We start from the raw sequence: 19,209 nt of genomic DNA, 5'->3' as shown, positions 1-19,209 counted from the left end.
GGGCCGCCCCGGGTGAAGCGCGCGGCGTCGCGCCGACGCACGGTCGGACGAGGACTCAGACGCTGACGCCGAAGTCCTGCGCGATGCCCCGCAGGCCGGAGGCGTAGCCCTGGCCGATGGCGCGGAACTTCCACTCGCCGCCGCTGCGGTACAGCTCGCCGAAGACCATCGCGGTCTCGGTGGAGGCGTCCTCGGAGAGGTCGTAGCGGGCCAGCTCCGCGTTGTCGGCCTGGTTCACCACGCGGATGAAGGCGTTGCGCACCTGGCCGAAGTTCTGGCCTCGGCTCTCGGCGTCGTAGATCGACACCGGGAAGACGATCTTCTCCACGTCCGCCGGGACGCCGGCCAGGTTGACCTTGATCGCCTCGTCGTCGCCCTCACCCTCGCCGGTGCGGTTGTCGCCGGTGTGCTCGACCGAGCCGTCCGGGCTCTTCAGGTTGTTGAAGAAGACGAAGTTGCCGTCCGAGCCGACCTTGCCCTGGGCGTTGCAGAGCAGTGCGCTGGCGTCCAGGTCGAAGTCCGTCCCGGTGGTGGTCCGGACGTCCCAGCCGAGGCCGACGATCACTGCCGTGAGCCCAGGGGCCTCCTTGGTGAGCGAGACGTTGCCGCCCTTGCTGAGGCTGACTCCCACGTGTCCTCCAAGAATCGGGAGGCACGCCCTGTGGTGGTGCCCCCGGTGGTGCGGTCCGGGGCCCCGGGAGCGCACCGGCTCCCGCTCCCCACCCCGCCAACGGCCCGAGCGTAGTACGCGGTTCCCGTCCGCAGCGCGGTTGCGGCCGGACACGACCGCCGGGCACCCGGGCGGCCGGGTGCCGGGCCCGCCCCGGACGGCCGGAGCGGGCCCCGGGGCGGTGCTCAGAGCGCGGCGAGGACCCTGAGGTACTCCTGCTCGTCCCGGGCGTCCGGGAGGCCGTTGACGACGCTCCAGCGGACCGTGCCGGCCCTGTCGACCACGAAGGTGCCGCGCAGCGGGCAGCCCCGCTCCTCGTCGAGGACGCCGTACGCCCGGGTGACCTCGCCGTGCGGCCAGAAGTCGGCGAGCAGCGGGAACTCCAGGCCCTCGCGGTCGGCGAGCACGCGCTGGGAGAACTGCGAGTCGCAGGACAGGCCGAGCACCTGGACGTCGTCGTTCTGCAGCCCGGACAGCTCCCGCTGGATCGCGCCGAGCTCGCCGGTGCAGACGCCGGTGAAGGCGAACGGGTAGAAGACCAGGACGACGTTCTTCTCGCCGCGGAAGTCGGCGAGCCGGACCGACTCCCCGTGCTGGTTGTTGAGCTCGAAGTCCGGAGCCTGGGTGCCGACCTCGACGGCCATGGGCGGGACCTTTCTGACGCGACCGGGCCGCGCGGCGGGGCGCGGCTGGCCACATCCTCGCATTCGTTTACGGGCGTTCCGCCGAACGGATGAGGCGGGCCCGTCGGGCACCCGACTCCTTTCGCCCTGGGCGAACGCGCCACCGCCCGGCCCGAACACCGCCGCAGCCCGGCCCGAACACCACCCGACGCCGGCCCGAACACCGCCGCAGCCCGGCCCCGGCCCGACCGCCGCCGGAGCCCGCCCCGGCCCGCCCCCGACGCAAAAGCGCCGGGCCCCGACGGAGCGTGACTCCGTCGGGGCCCGGCGAGGGGCTTCAGAACCCGTTCAGCGCTTGCCGGCCGGCTTCGCCGTGGACTTGGTCGCGAGCCGGGTGGCCGCCCAGTCCTTGGCGATGTTGATCGAGCTGGTCTGGGAGAGGCCGGCGGTGCGCGCCGCCTCGTTGATGTCCGAGGCCTCGATGTGGCCGTCCCGCCCGGTCTTGGGCGTCAGCAGCCAGATGACGCCGCCTTCGGCGAGGTACTCCAGCGCGTCGACGAGGGAGTCGGTGAGGTCCCCGTCGTCGTCGCGGTGCCACAGCAGGACGGCGTCAGCGACGTCGTCGTAGTCCTCGTCGACGAGATCCGCGCCGGTGACCTCCTCGATGCCTTCGCGGAGATCCTGGTCAGTGTCTTCGTCGTACCCCAGCTCCTGGACGATCTGGCCGGCCTCGAAGTTGAGACGGGCCGCCGGGTTGGACTTGTCCGCGGGGTCCGCGGTCGCGCTCACGGGAATAACCTCCAGTATTCGGCTCGGCGTCCATGCCGAGGCTGTGGCCGTAGTCCACACGGGCGCGGCGGTTCGCGCAAGTACCCGACCCCCGATCCCCTCCAAAGGTTGACGTGTCGCACCGGGACACGCCGCTGGATGTGGCGCGAATCACACCGATTTGCCCTTCTCTGCGTGGGACAAGGATGCTTCGGGTGGTCCCGGCCCACAGGCCGTACGCGTGCCCGAGATGCGAACGGCATTCGGGGTCCGCGCGTGCGCGGGCGTAGAGTCTCCTGTTGGCCCTCACCCCGGCCGCCCGCCATCGGGCGGACGGGACACCAGGTCGGACCACCTCTTTTCGTAACACCCGGGGGTGTGCGGAGCGGACGAAGACGCTCGCGCCGCGCGCCACCAGACCGTTCCGCCCACCAGGCGGAATGGTTACCGATCGGTAGAGATGACGGATCTCCGAGCGCGGTAGCACGATGGAGGCGGCGCGACACACCTCTAGTTTCGACCGACAGTGAAGGAACAGCGTGGCTTCCGGATCCGATCGCAACCCGATCATCATTGGCGGCCTTCCGAGTCAGGTCCCGGACTTCGATCCCGAGGAGACCGCGGAATGGCTGGAGTCGCTCGATGCGGCCATCGACGAGCGGGGGCGTGAGCGTGCCCGTTACCTGATGCTGCGGCTGATCGAGCGCGCCCGCGAGAAGCGTGTCGCCGTGCCCGAGATGCGCAGCACGGACTACGTCAACACCATCGCCACCAAGGACGAGCCGTTCTTCCCCGGCAACGAGGAGATCGAGCGCAAGATCCTCAATGCGACCCGATGGAACGCGGCCGTCATGGTCTCCCGGGCACAGCGCCCCGGCATCGGCGTCGGTGGCCACATCGCCACCTTCGCCTCCTCCGCGTCGCTCTACGACGTCGGCTTCAACTACTTCTTCCGCGGCAAGGACGCCGAGGGCGAGTCCGGCGACCAGATCTTCTTCCAGGGCCACGCCTCCCCCGGCATCTACGCCCGCGCCTTCCTCCTGGACCGACTCACCGAGCAGCAGCTCGACGCGTTCCGCCAGGAGAAGTCGAAGGCCCCGTACGGCCTGTCCAGCTACCCGCACCCGCGGCTGATGCCGGACTTCTGGGAGTTCCCGACCGTCTCGATGGGCCTCGGCCCGCTCGGCGCGATCTACCAGGCGCGGATGAACCGCTACCTGGAGCACCGCGGCATCAAGGACACCTCCGACTCGCAGGTGTACGCCTTCCTCGGCGACGGCGAGATGGACGAGCCCGAGTCGCTCGGCCAGCTGTCGCTGGCGGCCCGCGAGGGCCTGGACAACCTGACCTTCGTGGTGAACTGCAACCTGCAGCGCCTCGACGGCCCGGTCCGCGGCAACGGCAAGATCATCCAGGAGCTGGAGTCCCAGTTCCGGGGTGCCGGCTGGAACGTGATCAAGCTCATCTGGGACCGCAGCTGGGACCCGCTGCTCGCGCAGGACCGCGACGGCGTGCTGGTCAACAAGCTGAACACCACGGTGGACGGCCAGTTCCAGACCTACGCCACCGAGTCCGGCGAGTACATCCGCGAGCACTTCTTCGGCTCCGACCTGCGCCTGCGCAAGATGGTCGAGAGCATGACCGACCAGCAGATCCAGCACCTGGGTCGCGGCGGCCACGACCACAAGAAGATCTACGCGGCGTTCAAGGCGGCCCGCGAGCACAAGGGCCAGCCGACGGTCATCCTGGCCCAGACGGTCAAGGGCTGGACGCTGGGCCCCAACTTCGAGGGCCGCAACGCCACCCACCAGATGAAGAAGCTGACGGTCGAGGACCTGAAGCGCTTCCGCGACCGGCTGCACCTGCCGATCACCGACAAGCAGCTCGACGAGGGCTACCCGCCCTACTACCACCCGGGCCGCAACTCGGAAGAGATCCAGTACATGCACGACCGCCGGCAGGGCCTGGGCGGCTTCGTGCCGACCCGCAAGGTCCGCCCGCGCAAGCTGGAACTGCCCGGCGACGACGCGTACAAGGCGGTCAAGAAGGGGTCCGGCAACCAGACCATCGCCACCACCATGGCGTTCGTCCGGGTGCTCAAGGACCTCATGCGGGACAAGGGCATCGGCAACCGCTTCGTGCCGATCGCGCCGGACGAGTACCGCACCTTCGGCATGGACTCGCTCTTCCCGTCGGCGAAGATCTACAACCCGCTCGGCCAGACCTACGAGTCGGTCGACCGGGACCTCCTCCTCGCCTACAAGGAGTCGCCGACCGGCCAGATGCTGCACGACGGCATCTCCGAGGCCGGCTGCACCGCCTCGCTGATCGCCGCCGGCTCCTCCTACGCCACCCACGGCGAGCCGCTGATCCCGGTGTACGTCTTCTACTCGATGTTCGGGTTCCAGCGCACCGGCGACCAGTTCTGGCAGATGGCCGACCAGCTGGCCCGCGGCTTCGTGATCGGCGCCACCGCCGGCCGCACCACCCTGACCGGTGAGGGCCTGCAGCACGCCGACGGTCACTCGCACCTGCTGGCCTCGACCAACCCCGGCGTCGTCGCGTACGACCCGGCGTACGGCTTCGAGATCGCGCACATCGTCCGGGACGGTCTGCGCCGGATGTACGGCTCCAGCGCCGAGCACCCGCACGGCGAGGACGTGTTCTACTACATGACCGTCTACAACGAGCCGATCAAGATGCCGGCCGAGCCCGAGAACGTGGACGTCGAGGGCATCCTCAAGGGTCTGCACAAGTACGCGCCGGGCACCGCCGGCCAGATCCCGGCCCAGATCCTCGCCTCCGGCGTGGCCGTGCCGTGGGCCCTGGAGGCCCAGCGCATCCTCGCCGAGGAGTGGAACGTCAAGGCCGACGTCTGGTCCGCGACCTCCTGGAACGAGCTGCGCCGCGACGCGGTGGAGGCCGAGGAGTTCAACCTGCTGCACCCCGAGGAGCAGCAGCGCGTGCCGTACGTCACCCGGAAGCTCCAGGGTGCCGAGGGCCCGGTCGTCGCGGTGTCCGACTGGATGCGCGCGGTGCCGGACCAGATCTCCCGCTGGGTGCCGGGCCAGTACCAGTCGCTGGGTGCGGACGGCTTCGGCTTCGCCGACACCCGCGGCGCGGCCCGTCGCTTCTTCCACATCGACGCGCAGTCGGTCGTCCTGGGCGTGCTCACCGAGCTCGCCAAGCAGGGCAAGATCGACCGCTCGGCGCTGAAGGACGCGATCGACCGCTACCAGCTGCTGGACGTGGCCGCGGCCGACCCGGGTGCCGCCGGCGGCGAGGCCTGATCGCCCGCCCGGTCTAGGCAGTGAAGGGCCGGACTCCTCCGGGAGTCCGGCCCTTCGTCGTTCCCCGCGCCGGCACGGCCGGCCGGCGGACGGACCGCGTGACGAGCCGCGTGACAAGCCCGGTGCCCGTCCCCGCGGCATCCCCCGCCGCTTCTCCCGCCGCCTCTCCTCCGCCCCGGACGCCGGGACGCCCCGCGGGCAGCACGACGGCCCCGGACTCCGCCGAGTCCGGGGCCGTCGCGTACGGGCGGGCCTCAGATGTGCACGGCCGGGCCCGCGTCGGTGGTGCCCCGGCGGGTGAACAGGCCGAGCAGGGCGGCGGCGAAGGCCACCACGGAGGCGACCGCGAAGGCGAGCGACATGCCGCTGACGAAGGACTCGTGGACGGCGCCGGCCATCGCGTCCACCACCTGCTGCGGGGTGCCGGGCGGGGCGGGCGGCGCGATGCCGAGCTGGGCGGCCTGCTTGAGGCCCTCGGCCTGCGGGCCCTCGACGGGCGGCAGGCCCGCCCCGGCCCAGTTGCCGGGCAGCACGTCGCCGACCTTGGCGGCCATCAGCGCGCCCAGCACCGCGGTGCCCAGGCTGCCGCCGACCTGCATCGCGGACTGCTGCAGGCCGCCCGCCACGCCGGACAGCTCCAGCGGGGCGTTGCCGACGATCACCTCGGTGGCACCGACCATGACCGGGCTGATGCCGAGGCCCATCAGGACGAACCAGAGCGACATCACGCCGGTGCCGGAGCCGGTGTCCAGGGTGGACATGCCGAACATCGCGGTGGTGGTGATCAGCATGCCGGCCACGATCGGGATCCTGGGGCCGAGCTTGCCGATCGCGATGCCGGCCAGCGGCGAGCCGACGATCATCATGCCGGTCATCGGCAGCAGGTGGACGCCGGCGTCGACCGGCTTCATCCCGTGCACGTTCTGCAGGTAGAAGGTCACGAAGAAGATCGCGCCGAAGAACGCGAAGGCCATCAGCACCATCAGCAGGACGCCCGCCGACAGCGGCACCGAGCGGAAGAGGCCGAGCGGGATCAGCGGCTCGCGCGCCTTGCCCTGCCAGAGCGCGAACAGCACCATCAGCACCACCGCGCCGCCCAGGAACAGCAGGGTCCGCGCGTCGCCCCAACCCCACTCGGGGGCCTTGATGATGCCGAAGACCAGCGCGAACATCCCGACCGACAGCAGCACGATGCCGGGCACGTCGAAGGACTTGGCGGCGTTCTCGGCCCGCACGTCCTTGAGGACCCACAGGCCGAGCGCCAGCGCGATCAGGCCGACCGGGATGTTGATGAAGAACACCGACTCCCAGCTGACGTGCTCGACCAGCAGGCCGCCGACGATCGGGCCGGCCGCGGTGGAGGCGCCGATCACGCCGCCCCAGATGCCGATGGCCATGTTGAGCTTCTCGGCCGGGAAGGCCCCGCGCAGCAGGCCGAGCGCGGCCGGCTGGAGCAGCGCGCCGAACAGGCCCTGCAGGACCCGGAAGGCGATCACGGTCCGGATGTCGCCCGCGAAGCCGATCGCGGCCGAGGTGGCGGCGAAGCCGACCGCGCCGACCAGGAAGGTGTTCCGGTGGCCGAACCGGTCGCCGATCTTGCCGGCGGTGATCAGGAAGACCGCCAGGGCGAGCAGGTAGCCGCTGGTGACCCACTGGATCTCGGAGGGCGCCGCGTGCAGCTTCTCCTGGATGACCGGGTTGGCGATGGCGACGATCGTGCCGTCCAGGGCGACCATCATGACGCCGACCGCGACGGTCAGCAGGGTCAGCCAGGGGTGCCCCTTGAGGCCGCCCCCGGACGGTGGCGTCGGTGGCGGCGGGGCGTCCGCCTCGGAGTTCTTGACGACGGACTGGCTCATCTGGGCCCTCCGGGGGCGTGGCTCGGTCGGAACGTTGTCGTGGCGCCCCGGCCCACCCGTCCCCACAGGTGCCCCGGCCCGACGGGCGCCACTCGCGGCAGATTATGTCAGTCGCTGACATTCGGCAAACAGTGACTTCTGGCCATTACTGACATTTGTCAGAACGCTAAGGTTGTGCTCCCACCAGAAACACCCAGCACTCCGGAAGGCCCCGCCATGGCCGCTCACACCCCCCACCCCACCGGCACCCCGGAGGACCTCGGGCGGACGCCCGGACTGCGTGAGCGCAAGAAGCAGCAGACCCGGGACGCCCTGGTCCAGGCCGCCCACGTGCTCTTCCTCGGCCAGGGCTTCTCCCGGACGACCGTCGACGAGATCGCCTCCGCCGTCGACGTCTCCCAGCGCACCTTCTTCCGCTACTTCGCCAACAAGGACGAGGTCGCGCTCGCCGTCATGGCCGAGGCCGAGGACTACTTCATCGAGTGCCTGCGCCACCGCCCGGCCGAGGAGACCCCGCTGCAGGCCCTGCGCGCCTCGATCGTCAAGGCCTGGCGCGACCTCGGGAACGCCAGGGCGTCCGGCCCCGGCTCGATCACCAGCGCGCTCGAACTCATGCGGATGATCGAGGACGCGCCCACCCTGCTCGCCGCCCACCTGCGCCGGGTCACCGAGCAGGAACGGATCGTCGTCCGGGTGCTCGCCGAACGCGAGGGCCTCGACCCGCGCGAGGACCTGCGCCCCGCCGTGCTCGCCGCCGTCTTCGGCAGCGTGCTGCGCGCCGCCCACCTGTCCTGGACCGCCGATCGCGAACCCGAGGGCCCGGAAGGCATGATCACCCTGATCGAGCGCCACTTCGACCAGCTCGGCCCGGCCCTGACCGGCCACTGGCGCACCTGAACACCCGCACGGCCGACGGGGCATCAGGCCGCCCGGGCACCCGCGTCATACCCGGGTAGCACCCCGGATCCCGGCCCCAGGTCGGACGCCGGACGGCCGCCGCGCCCCTAGTCTGACCGGATGATCGACTCGTCCCCCGGGTCCGGGCCCCTCGACGCGGCGCGGGCCCTGCTCGGCACGCTCGTCCGACCGTCCGCCGACCACGCCCCGTTCCTGGCCCAGTCCTCCCGGCCGTGGGTCCGCCACCTCCCGTACGTCCTCGCGGTGGCCGCCATCTCCTCGCTCCTGCCCAGCGGGATCAACGTGATGGCCAACGACTACGGGATCAACGGCGGGCTCGCCGGCGCCCTCGCCGTCGCGCAGACCGCTCCGCTGCTGCTCGCGGTGAGCCGGCCGCTGGCCGCGTGGTGGATGATCGGCGGCACCGGCCTGCTGGCCGCCCTGCTGATCCTGACCACCGGGACCGGGACCGCCGGCCTCTGGCCGTGGACCGCCACCGGTCTGGTCGGCTACCTCCTCCTGATGGTCCCGCTCTCCCTGCGCGAGCCGCGACGCACCCTGATCGCGGTCTGGCTGGTCACCGCGGGCTGGAGTGCCGCCCTGTCGCTCGCCGCAACGGGCTCCCGCTACACCGGGGACAACGTCCTCCTCGTGATCGCCCTGACCGGCGCCGTCCTGGTGCTCGGCGGAGCCCTGCGGGAGAGCGCCGAGGCCCGCCGGCTGCTGAGCGAGCAGGCGCAGATCAGCGAGGTGGAGCGCGAACGGCGCACCCTGCTGGAGGAACGTGCGCGGATCGCACGGGAGTTGCACGACGTGGTGGCCCACCACATGTCGGTGATCGCGGTCCAGGCCGCCAGCGCGCCCTACCGGATCCCCGACGTACCGGCCGACGCCGCCGAGGAGTTCACCGCGATAGCCGGCACCGCCCGGGAGTCGCTCGCCGAGATGCGCCGGCTGCTCGGCGTGCTGCGCAGCGAGGAGTCCGGCGGGGAGAAGGCCCCGCAGCCCGGCGTCGGCCAACTCGCCCAGCTGGTCGAGACGGTGGGACGGGCCGGGGTGCCGGCCGAACTGACGGTGGACGACGGGCTGGTGGAGCTGGTGCCGCAAGCCGTCGGCCTGTCGGCGTACCGGATCGTCCAGGAGGCGCTGGCCAACGTGGTGCGGCACGCCCCCGGCGCGCAGGCCTGGGTCTCGCTCTCCTCGGACGGCCCGGCGCTGCGGGTGACCGTGGTCAACGGGCCACCGCCGGAGCGCACCGAGTCGCTGGAGGCGTCGGCCGAGGGCACCGGGCACGGTCTGGTCGGAATGCGTGAACGCGTCCGGCTGGTCGATGGCAGGCTGGACACCGGCCCGCTGCCGGACGGCGGCTTCAAGGTGGCCGCCGTGCTGCCCCTCGACACCCTCGGCACCCGTGACGCCCGCGACACCCGCGACGTCCGCGATCCGCTCGACACCCCCCGGGAGACCACCGCATGACCATCCGCGTGATCATCGTCGACGACCAGGCCATGGTCCGCGCGGGCTTCGCCGCCCTGCTGGGCGTCCAGAGCGACATCGACGTGGTGGGGGACGCGGCGGACGGCGCCCAGGCCCTGGAGGTCGTCGGCCGCACCCACCCCGACGTGGTGCTGATGGACGTCCGGATGCCCGTGATGGACGGCCTGGAGGCGGCCCGGCGACTGCTCGACCCGGCCGTGCCCGGCGCGCACCGGCCCAAGGTGCTGATGCTGACCACCTTCGACGTGGACGACTACGTGTACGAGGCGCTGCGCGCCGGAGCCAGCGGCTTCCTGCTCAAGGACGCCCCGCCGGCCGACCTGATCGCCGCGGTCCGGGTGGTCGCGGCCGGCGAGGCGCTGCTCGCCCCCTCGGTGACCCGCCGGCTGATCGAGGACTTCGCCCGCACCCGCCCGGCCAGGCGCCGCGACCCCAAGGTGCGGCTCAACGGCCTGACCCCGCGCGAGACCGAGGTGCTGGAGCTGATCGCCGGCGGCCTGTCCAACCAGGAGATAGCGGCGAAGCTGGTGCTCGCCGAACAGACCGTGAAGACCCACATCGGGCGCATCCTCGCCAAGCTCGACCTGCGCGACCGCGCCCAGGCGGTCGTGCTGGCCTACGAGTCGGGCCTGGTGACCCCCGGCCAGTGAGGGGGGTTGTCCCCCTGATACCCGGGTAGCACCCGGGAGTTGGCCCCGCGGTGTGACGTCCGCGGGGCCGTCGTGTTCCTACCTTCCTCCTCGTCGCAAGCCGAACGAACGAGGGAGAGCAGGGACATGCGCGGATTTCGGACCAGGCGGGCGCTCGCCGCCGCCGCGGTGATGCTGGCGGCGCTGCTCGGCGCGGGCGGCTGGGCCGCCGACACCCAGACCCCGGTCACCGGCCCGCCGCCCGGCAGCGCCGCCTGGACGGCCGACACCGCGCTCGGCCTGCCGCTGCCCGACCCGGCCACCGCCGACCCGGCCCGGATCGCGGCCTTCTTCGCCGGGCTGTCACCGGCCGCCCGGGACGCGCTGGCCGTCCGGCACCCGCTGGTGGTCGGCAACCTCGACGGCGCCCCGGTCGACCTGCGCTACCGCGCCAACGCCCTGGCCCTCGCCGCCGAACGCACCCGCGAACTCGCCCGGGCCGCCGACCCGGCCCTCACCCCCCAGGACCACGAGGCCGCCCGCACCCGCGCCGAGCGCTACCGCACCCTGCTGGACGGCGGCCGGCAGGTCCTGGCCTTCGACCCGCGCGGCCGCGGCCAGGTCGCCGAGGTCTACGGCGACCTGGCCACCGCCCGCCGCACCGCCGTCATCGTCCCCGGCTCCGACGTCGACCTGCTCCGCTTCGACCGCGCCTCCGACCCGTACGGCACCCCCGCCGGCATGGCCCGCGCCCTGCACCAGGCCACCGACGGGCAGACCGCGGTGATCGCCTGGGCCGGCTACACCACCCCGGTCGGCCTCGGCCCCGACGCCGCCACCGAGGGCCTCGCCCGGGCCGGCGCCGCCCGCCTCGACCGGCTGCTCGACGGACTCGCCGTCAGCACCCGCCCGCAGGACCCCGCCACCCTGTTCTGCCACAGCTACGGCTCGGTGGTCTGCGGCCTGGCCCACCCCACGCCCACCCGGGCCTCCGGCGTGGTGGTGCTCGGCTCCCCCGGCATGGGCGTCGACTCGGCGGCCGACCTCGACCCGCGCGTCCCGCTCTGGGCCACCGCCCGCAACGACTCCGACTGGATCGGCGACGTGCCCAACGTCCGGCTGTTCGGCCTCGGCCACGGCGCCGACCCGACCGACCCCGGCTTCGGCGCCCGCCCGCTGCCCGCCACCGGATCCCACGGCCACACCGGCTACTTCGCCCCCGGCACCGCCTCGCTCGCCGCCTACGCCGCCGTCGCCCTCGGCCGCGCCTGACCTGCCGCACCTGACCTGCCGCACCGGAAGGAGCACCACCATGGCCCACCCCCGCACCGCCCGCCCCCGCACCGCCCGCCCCCTCGACGGACTGCGCCGCACCGGCCAGCAGGTCGACGCCAGGACCCCCGCCACCCGCGACCGCGCTCTCGACGGACTGCGCGCCCTCGCCCTCCTCGCCGTCCCGGTCGGGCACTGGATGCTCGGCGGCTTCACCCGCTCCCCCGACGGCGCCCTGCACAACGCCAGCCCGCTCTCCTCCCTCGGCTTCTTCGCCCCGCTCAGCTGGGGGCTCCAGATGCTCGGGGTGTTCTTCCTGGTCGGCGGCCACTCCTCGGTCCGCTCGCTGGAGCGCTCCCGCGCCCGCGGCGGCTCGTACGGCGGCTGGCTGCGCGCCCGGACGGTCCGGCTGCTGCGCCCGGTGCTCGGGGTGACGGCGGTCTGGGCGCTGCTGATCCCGCTGCTGCCCGCACTGGGCGTCCCCGCGGACACCCTGCGCACCGGCGCGACGCTGGTGGTGCAGCCGCTCTGGTACATCGCGGTCTACCTGGGGCTGACCGCGCTCACCCCGCTCTGCGTGGCCGCCGGGCGCCGGCTGGGCGGCTGGTCGGCGGGCCTGCTGGTGGCCTCGGTCGCCACCGTCGACCTGCTGCGGTACGGGCCGTGGGCGCAGTCGGTGCCGTCCTGGGTCGCCCTGCTGAACATCCTTCCGGGCTGGCTGTTCGGGTACCAGCTGGGCGTGCTCTGGGCGCAGGGCCGGCTCGGCCGCCCGACGGCCCGGGTGCTGCTGCTGGGCGGCGGCGCGCTGTTCGCCGCGCTGCTGCTGGTGTTCCACTACCCGGCCAGCATGGTCGGCGTGCCCGGGGCGGAGCGCACCAACTCGCACCCGCCGTCCCTGCTGGTGCTCGCCCTGGCGGCGGTCCAGTGCGGCGGCGCGGTGCTGCTGCGGGAGCGGCTGGGCCGGCTGCTGACGCGCCGTCCGCTGCTGTGGCTGCCGGTGGTGGCGGTGAACCTGTCGGCGATGACGATCTTCTGCTGGCACCAGAGCGCGATGCTCGCGGTGGCGGTGCCCGGCGCGGCCGGCCTGGGCGCCGTCCCGGGCCTGACGACCGCGCCGGACTCGCTCGGCTGGGTCGCCGCCCGGCTGGTGCTGCTCCCGCTGTTCGGGGCCGTGCTGGTGGCACTCGGGTGGTTCACCCGACGGTTCGACGGGCCGTGGACCTCGTTCTCCCGGGCCGGGAAGACGGCGGCCGGCGCCGCGGCGACGCTGTTCGCGGCGTACGCGCTGGGCGTGGTGTGAGCCGCGCGGGGCGGGTGCGCCGAGAGGATGCACCCGCATGCGAACCACCACGCACTGTGATGTCCTGTGACCGTCGGCGACCGTCGCAGGACCGCGCCCGCCCACGGCCCGTCCGTCCGCATTCGCCACCCCTTCCCGACACCCCACGCTCCCGAGGAGTCCCATGTCCCTGTCCCCACGCCCGCGGCCGAGGCGCCGGGTCCGCCGGCGGCTGCCGGGCACCGCCGTGGTCCTCGCGGTGACCGCCGGCACCCTGCTCGGCGCGGTCGCCCCGGCCGTCGCCCACGGCGGACCGGCCGCCCCCGGCGCGGACGAGCTCGCCCCGCACGTCGACTCGCCCCGGGTGATGGCCGAACTGCGGGAGGACGAGGTCGCGGCCCTCGGCCGGGAGCACGCCGAGGAGCACGCCCGGATGCGCGCCGCCGTCCGCGGCGTGGGCGACTACCCCCAGACCACCCGCACCAACCGGTACAACGCGCTGACGGCCTCCCAGGCCGATCACAACAAGGCCTTCGACCCGGCGGCCTTCGGCGCGTTCAGGGACTACTTCCCCTCCCCCGACTTCGGCGACCACGTCGCGCTGCTGCCCACCGGCAAGGTGCTGCTGTTCTCCTTCGAACGGATCGAGACCAACCCGGAGAAGGAACCCGCCCCCACCCAGACCATCGGCAAGGAGAACGCCGGGCGGGCCTTCCTGTGGGACCCGGCCAAGGGCACCGGGCCGGACGCGTTCAAACAGGTCACCCCGCCCGTCGCCGACATGCCGGACGGCCTGGGCGAGCCCCGCCCGGTCCCGTTCTTCTGCTCGGGCCACTCCTTCCTGCCCAACGGCATGCTGGGCGTCTTCGGCGGCAACCTCGGCGGCAACGGCGGTACCGGCGCCAAGCTCTCGCTGGTCTTCGACCCGTGGACCGAGACCTGGACCCGCAACCCCGACATGTCGGTCGGCCGCTGGTACCCCTCGGTGGTGACCGGCGCCGACGGCCGCCAGCTGATCATGTCCGGCCAGTCCGAACTCGGCTACGGCACGCCCACGCCGGTGGTCGAGCGCTTCCCCGCCAAGTCCTTCGCGGTGCCGACGAAGAAGACCGACGTCCCCAGGGGCACCCCGGTCGACCGGTTCAAGGTGGACGCCCCGTTCACCACCGACTACCCGCACCTGTTCTCGCTCAACGACGGCAACGTCTACGGCTTCGGCCGCCAGCCCGCCGAGCAGTGGAAGTTCGACCCGGTCGCCGAGTCCCGCGCCGACCTGACCGCCCGCCCCGACGGCCGCAAGCGCAACTACGGCTCCGCCGTGATGCTGCCCGGCGGCGTCAACGGCCCGGACTCCGCGCTGGTCCTCGGCGGCGACCGCGACAACCCGAGCACCCTGCGCTTCTCCAACGGCAGTTGGACCGCCGAGAAGTCCCGCGCCTTCGGCCGCACCCAGGACGACACCCTCCTGCTGCCCACCGGTCGGCTGCTGACCGTCAACGGCGCCTACGACATCCGCGACTACGGCAACGGCCCGTACAACCCCAACGCGGACCTCAAGTACCGCCAGATCGAGCTGCGCGACGACCAGGGCAACTGGCAGCTCGGCCCGGTCCAGCGGCTCCCGCGCGGCTACCACTCCAACGCGGTGGTGCTGCCCGACGGACGCGTCATGGTGACCGGCGACGAACTCCAGCAGCTGGCCAACAACACGGACGTCAACGGCACCGTGAGCGGCGTCCCCGGCACCTCGGGGCCGGTCACCATGAACGGCACCATCGAGATCTACGAACCGTCGTACCTGCACCAGGGCGACCGCCCCGCGCTCGCCAACGCGCCTACCACGCCGGTCGGTTACGACCAGACCTTCACGGTCACCAGCACCACCCCGGGCCTCGCCGCCAAGGCCGTCCTGCTGGCCCCGACGACCTCCACCCACTCGGTCAACACCAGCCAGCGCCACATCGAGCTGAGGCTCACCAGCCGGGCCGGCAACCGGCTGCAGTTCCAGGCCCCGCCGGACGCCAAGGCCGCCCCGCCCGGCTGGTACATGCTCTTCCTGCTCAGCGACCAGGGCGTGCCCAGCGTCGCGCAGTGGGTCCAGCTCGGCCCCTCGGCCTGATCCCCTCCCCCGAAAGGACATCCCCATGACCACGGAACCGAGCCTGCGCGACAGCGAGGAGATCCAGGGCGACATCCTCGCCGGATTCAGGAAGGACAACGTCAGCGTCCTGTTCCTCAAGTTCGACGACGCCGCCCGGGCCCGCGACTGGCTGCGCAAGCTGACCCCGCAGATCTCCACCACCCGCGAGGTCGCCGCGTTCAACGCGGCCTTCAGCGAAGCGAGACAGGCCTCCGGCGGCGACGACCCCAGAACGCTGACCGCCACCTGGCTCGGCCTCAGCTTCACCTACGAGGGCCTGCGGATGCTCTCCGCCACCGACCCCTTCCCCACCGCCCCGCCGGTCGGCGGCGGCCTGGAGGCCTTCAAGGAGGGCTCCGCCAGGCGGGCCGGCGCGCTCGGCGACACCGGCGACAACTCCCCGGAGAACTGGCTCTTCGGCAACGGCCGCACCCAGGCGGTCCACGCCGTGCTGAAGATCTCCGCCGACACCGAGCGGGACCTCCAGGCGGCCGTCGAGGCCCAGCGGATCGCCGCCGCCGAGTGCCGGGTCCTGATCGCCTACCAGCAGAACGCCCAGACCCTGCTGGGCAGCCGCCGCGGCAAGGAGCACTTCGGCTTCAAGGACGGCATCAGCGAGCCCGGCGTCAAGGGCTTCGACCGGCCGGACCCGGCGAAGCCGGAAGAGGTGGAGGGCCACCCCGGCACCCGGCTCATCCCGGCCGGCGAGTTCGTCTGCGGACTGGAGAACGACCCGTTCAGCGGCCCGCCGAGCCAATACCCCGAGTGGGCCCGCAACGGCTCCTTCCAGGTGGTCCGACGACTCGCCCAGGACGTCCCCGGCTGGTGGTCGCAGGTCGCGCTCAAGCTCAGGGAGCTCAAGCAGGCCAAGGCCGTCCCGGACACCGCGACCACCGAGTGGCTGGCCGCCCGGATGGTCGGCCGCTGGCGCTCCGGCGCCCCGGTCTGCAAGCACCAGTCCACCGACGTCCCGAACAACCCCGGCGCCGCCTCCGACAACGACTTCGACTTCCGGGACGACCCGGAGGGCCTGGTCACCCCACTCTGGTCGCACCTGCGCAAGACCAGCCCGCGGGCCGGCCTGCAGGAGACCCCGGACAAGCCCGCGCTGGACGCCGGCGTCCTGGACGGCCGCCGGATCATGCGCCGCGGCACCCCGTACGGCGCCCCGTTCGACCCGGCCTCGGAGGGCCCGGGCGGCCCCGACGACCCGCGCGGCCTGCTGTTCATCTGCTACCAGGCCGACCTCCAGCGGCAGTTCGAGTTCATCCAGGCCGACTGGATGGACCAGCCGAACTTCCCGCCGAACCGCGACAGCGGAGGGACCGTCCCGCCCGGGCACGCCGACCCCAGGCCGCTGCCCGGCAAGGACCCGGTCACCCAGGAGGCCCCGGACGTCGACTGGGAGCACCGGGGACCGGACGGCCTGATCAACCACACCCCGCTGAGCTTCCAGCAGTTCGTCCGGACCACCGGCTCGGTGTACGCGTTCATGCCCTCCCTGAGCATCCTGCGCGGGCTCTGCGAGGGCCGGCTCACCCCGGTCGGCAGCCAGGGCGCCGGGGGACAGACCGGCGGGCAGACCGGCGGCCAGGGCGGTACCCAGACCGGCGGCCAGACCACCGACAGCCGGCCGCAGCCCACGCCGCAGCCGGTGAAGGCGTACCCGTGCGACGAGTTCGTCGGCGTCCCGGACCAGTACCGCCGGGCCGGACAGAGCCAGTACTGGGCGTTCCACGGCGACCGCTGCCGACTGGTCTCGGTCGCCGACGGCCCCGCCCACACCGACCGCAAGGTCGAGGACGACACCTGGCTGACCGACTGGTCCTGTCTGCAGGGCATCGGCCGCGTCGACTGCTTCCTGCCCGTCCCGGACCAGCAGGACCCGGCCGGCAAGAGCCGGTACTGGGTCTTCCACAGCACCGCCGGCCGCCAGCAGTACCGGCTGGTCTCCGTCACCTGCGGCAGCGGCGGCCGGTACACCACGACGCTCGAACGCCCCGACCGCGACCTCACCTCCTGGGGCTCGCTCAGCGGCGTCGGCCAGGTGGACTGCTGGCTGCCCGTCCCGGACCAGCAGCGGGTCGGCGGAAAGAGCTGGTACTGGTGCTTCCACACCACCGCCGGCCGCCAGCAGTACCGGCTGATCTCGATCGCCGACGGCTCCTCGCACACCGACGTGCGCGAGCGCACCGACCGCGAACTCTCCCAGTGGAGCTCGCTGAACGGCCTGGACCGGGTGGACTGCTTCCTGGCCGTCCCGGACCGGCAGCGGGTCGGCGGGAACAGCGAGTACTGGGTGTTCAGCGGTCAGAACTACCGCCGGATCTCGGTCGCGGACGGCAGCGGCCACCCGGACCGGCTGATCGCCGCCGACCGCTCCTGCGACGCCTGGGCCTCGCTCTGCTGACCGCGACCGCGGCCTGACCGGGCCTCACCCGTCACGCGCCCCCGGTGCGCCATCGCGCGCGCCGGGGGCGCGTTGTCAGTGCCCTCCTCTAACCTGCCGCCATGGTGACGTTCGACGAGTTCCGCGCGATGGCGCTGGCCCTGCCGGAGGCCGCCCAGGAGCCGACCTGGGACATCGAGACGCTGCGGGTCCGCAGCCGGATCTTCGCGATGGGCGCGCCCGACGGCGACCGGGTCACCGTCAAGGCCTCCCCCGAGGACCAGGCCGAACTGCTCGCCGCCGAACCCGAGGTGTTCTCCTCCGCCCCCTACGTCGGACGGCACGGCTGGGTGAGCGTCCGGCTGGACCTGGTGGACCCGGACGAGCTGCGCGACCTGGTCACCGAGGCCTGGCGGCGGACGGCCCCGAAGCGGCTGGTCCGGGAGTTCGACGCCTGAGCGCAGGCCCGGCGGGCCGCGGTCCGCACCACTGGGAGACGTCGGGAAGACACCCCAGGTTCATGTGATCCATCCCACAGTTTAGGCGCGCCCGGCACGCCGCCGAGGCCCCTAGGCTTGCGCAGGAAGCAAGCAGTTCCATCGCACCCTCCGGGCACCGCCCGCGAAACGGTGACGGGCCCCAAGGGAGTTGGTGCGGTGCGCAACCGTCGACGCTGGAAGCGGGTACTGATCGGGGCGTTCGCGGGTTGCGCCGTGCTCGCCGACGCCGGCGCCTCGGCCGCCGCGGCCGCCGTCTCCTCGGAGCAGCTGGCGATCTCCACGCCCCCGGCCGGCAGCGCCGCCTGGGTCCAGGACCACTCCTTCGGCCGCTCCCTGCCCGACCCGGCCACCACCTCCCCGGCGGCCGCCGCCGAGTTCTTCGCGTCGCTCGCGCCCACCGAACTGGACCGGCTGATCCAGGAGTACCCGCTGGTCGTCGGCAACTACGACGGCGCCCCGCTGGACCTGCGCTACCGCGCCAACCGGATCGCCCTGGCCGCCGAGCGCGACAAGGCCCGGGCCCGCGCCGAGGACCGCAAGCTCGACTCCGACACCCGCGCGCTCGCCGTCTCCCGCGCCAACGACGTCGACCACCTGCTCGCCCCCGGCCGTCAGGTCCTGGCCTTCGACCCGCGTGGCCGCGGCCTGGTCAGCGAGGTGTGGGGCGACCTCGCCGACGCCGAGCGGATCTCCGTCCTCGTCCCCGGCTCGGACGCCGACCTCGGCCACTTCGACCAGACCGCCGAGCCGCTGCGCTCCCCGGCCGGCATGGCCCGCGCCCTCTACGCCGAGGAGCGGCGCCAGGCCCCCGGCACCCGCACCGCCGTGATCTCCTGGACCGGCTACGTCACCCCCTCCGGCCTCGGCCCGGACGCGGCCACCTCCCGGCTCGCCGACGTCGCCGCGCCCCGCCTGGAGCGGCTGCTCGCCGGCCTCAAGGAGACCACCCGGCCGGACGTGCCCCCGTCGCTGCTCTGCCACTCGTACGGCTCGGTCGTCTGCGGCACCGCCGCCCCGAAGATCCCGCGCGCGGCCGCCTCGCCGTCCGACACCTCCGGCATCACCGACATGATGGTGTTCGGCAGCCCCGGCATGGGCGTGCAGAGCGCCGCCGAACTCGGCGCCGGCGTGCACGTCTGGGCCGCCCGCAACCCCAGCGACTGGATCGGCAACGTCCCGTTCCTGGAGGTCGGCAAGCTCGGCCACGGCGCCGACCCGACCGGCGGCGGCTTCGGCGCCGAGCAGATCTCCTCGGCCCGCGCGGTCGGCCACAACGGCTACTTCACCGACGGCACCGACAGCCTGCACAACTTCGCGGCGATCTCGCTCGGGCACTACCACGACGTGGTCCGGACCGAGCCCACCTCCTGACGGGGGGACGGCGTCCGGGGCCGGC

The 19,209-nt window shown here is 73.0% G+C and carries 14 protein-coding genes; 10 read left to right on the top strand and 4 right to left on the bottom strand.

The window, feature by feature from the left end:
• Nucleotides 1-55: 55 nt before the first annotated feature.
• The 3 genes from ACFV04_RS18990 to ACFV04_RS18980 form a co-directional block, all read right to left on the bottom strand.
• Nucleotides 56-631 carry a TerD family protein gene (locus ACFV04_RS18990; protein ID WP_380346306.1) on the bottom strand — a complete coding sequence of 192 codons (576 nt, stop codon included), beginning with the start codon at nt 629-631 and terminating at the stop codon, nt 56-58.
• Nucleotides 632-855: 224 nt separating this feature from the next.
• The gene (locus ACFV04_RS18985; protein ID WP_380346305.1) at nt 856-1,314 is read right to left on the bottom strand and encodes a peroxiredoxin; all 459 of its coding nucleotides are present in this window, start codon (nt 1,312-1,314) and stop codon (nt 856-858) included.
• A gap of 327 nt (nt 1,315-1,641) precedes the next feature.
• Entirely contained in the window at nt 1,642-2,082 is a 441-nt protein-coding gene (locus ACFV04_RS18980) for a DUF3052 domain-containing protein (protein ID WP_360249348.1), read from the bottom strand.
• 518 nt (nt 2,083-2,600) lie between these two features.
• Here ACFV04_RS18980 and aceE point away from each other — a divergent pair.
• The gene (gene aceE, locus ACFV04_RS18975) at nt 2,601-5,351 is read left to right on the top strand and encodes a pyruvate dehydrogenase (acetyl-transferring), homodimeric type (protein ID WP_380346302.1); all 2,751 of its coding nucleotides are present in this window, start codon (nt 2,601-2,603) and stop codon (nt 5,349-5,351) included.
• Nucleotides 5,352-5,605: 254 nt separating this feature from the next.
• On the opposite strand, the gene ACFV04_RS18970 is transcribed toward aceE, so the two are convergent.
• Nucleotides 5,606-7,210, bottom strand: coding sequence for an MFS transporter (locus ACFV04_RS18970; RefSeq protein ID WP_380530330.1), 1,605 nt, complete (start codon nt 7,208-7,210; stop codon nt 5,606-5,608).
• Nucleotides 7,211-7,426: 216 nt separating this feature from the next.
• Here ACFV04_RS18970 and ACFV04_RS18965 point away from each other — a divergent pair, with 216 nt between their 5' ends.
• The 9 genes from ACFV04_RS18965 (at nt 7,427) to ACFV04_RS18925 (ending at nt 19,184) form a co-directional block, all read left to right on the top strand.
• Complete coding sequence (locus ACFV04_RS18965; RefSeq protein WP_380346298.1) at nt 7,427-8,107, top strand: TetR/AcrR family transcriptional regulator; 681 nt, start codon at nt 7,427-7,429, stop codon at nt 8,105-8,107.
• Between the two features lie 120 nt (nt 8,108-8,227).
• Nucleotides 8,228-9,583, top strand: coding sequence for a sensor histidine kinase (locus tag ACFV04_RS18960; protein WP_380530327.1), 1,356 nt, complete (start codon nt 8,228-8,230; stop codon nt 9,581-9,583).
• A complete protein-coding gene (locus ACFV04_RS18955) occupies nt 9,580-10,254 on the top strand; it encodes a response regulator (protein ID WP_380346294.1) in 675 nt (224 codons plus the stop codon). The genes ACFV04_RS18960 and ACFV04_RS18955 overlap by 4 nt, the downstream gene beginning before the upstream one ends.
• Nucleotides 10,255-10,380: 126 nt before the next feature.
• Nucleotides 10,381-11,505, top strand: coding sequence for an alpha/beta hydrolase (locus tag ACFV04_RS18950; RefSeq protein ID WP_380530324.1), 1,125 nt, complete (start codon nt 10,381-10,383; stop codon nt 11,503-11,505).
• A 40-nt stretch (nt 11,506-11,545) separates the two neighbouring features.
• Complete coding sequence (locus ACFV04_RS18945) at nt 11,546-12,805, top strand: acyltransferase (RefSeq protein WP_380530321.1); 1,260 nt, start codon at nt 11,546-11,548, stop codon at nt 12,803-12,805.
• Between the two features lie 163 nt (nt 12,806-12,968).
• Nucleotides 12,969-14,903, top strand: coding sequence for a galactose oxidase-like domain-containing protein (locus ACFV04_RS18940; RefSeq protein WP_380530318.1), 1,935 nt, complete (start codon nt 12,969-12,971; stop codon nt 14,901-14,903).
• 25 nt (nt 14,904-14,928) lie between these two features.
• Entirely contained in the window at nt 14,929-17,334 is a 2,406-nt protein-coding gene (locus tag ACFV04_RS18935; RefSeq protein ID WP_380530315.1) for a Dyp-type peroxidase, read from the top strand.
• 101 nt (nt 17,335-17,435) lie between these two features.
• Nucleotides 17,436-17,771, top strand: coding sequence for an MmcQ/YjbR family DNA-binding protein (locus tag ACFV04_RS18930; RefSeq protein WP_360249321.1), 336 nt, complete (start codon nt 17,436-17,438; stop codon nt 17,769-17,771).
• A 198-nt stretch (nt 17,772-17,969) separates the two neighbouring features.
• Entirely contained in the window at nt 17,970-19,184 is a 1,215-nt protein-coding gene (locus tag ACFV04_RS18925; RefSeq protein WP_380346283.1) for an alpha/beta hydrolase, read from the top strand.
• Nucleotides 19,185-19,209: the final 25 nt, after the last annotated feature.

Origin of the sequence: Kitasatospora sp. NPDC059599 (genome assembly GCF_042735125.1) — a bacterium.
Taxonomy (GTDB): domain Bacteria; phylum Actinomycetota; class Actinomycetes; order Streptomycetales; family Streptomycetaceae; genus Kitasatospora.
This window is presented reverse-complemented; position numbering and strand designations above follow the sequence as displayed.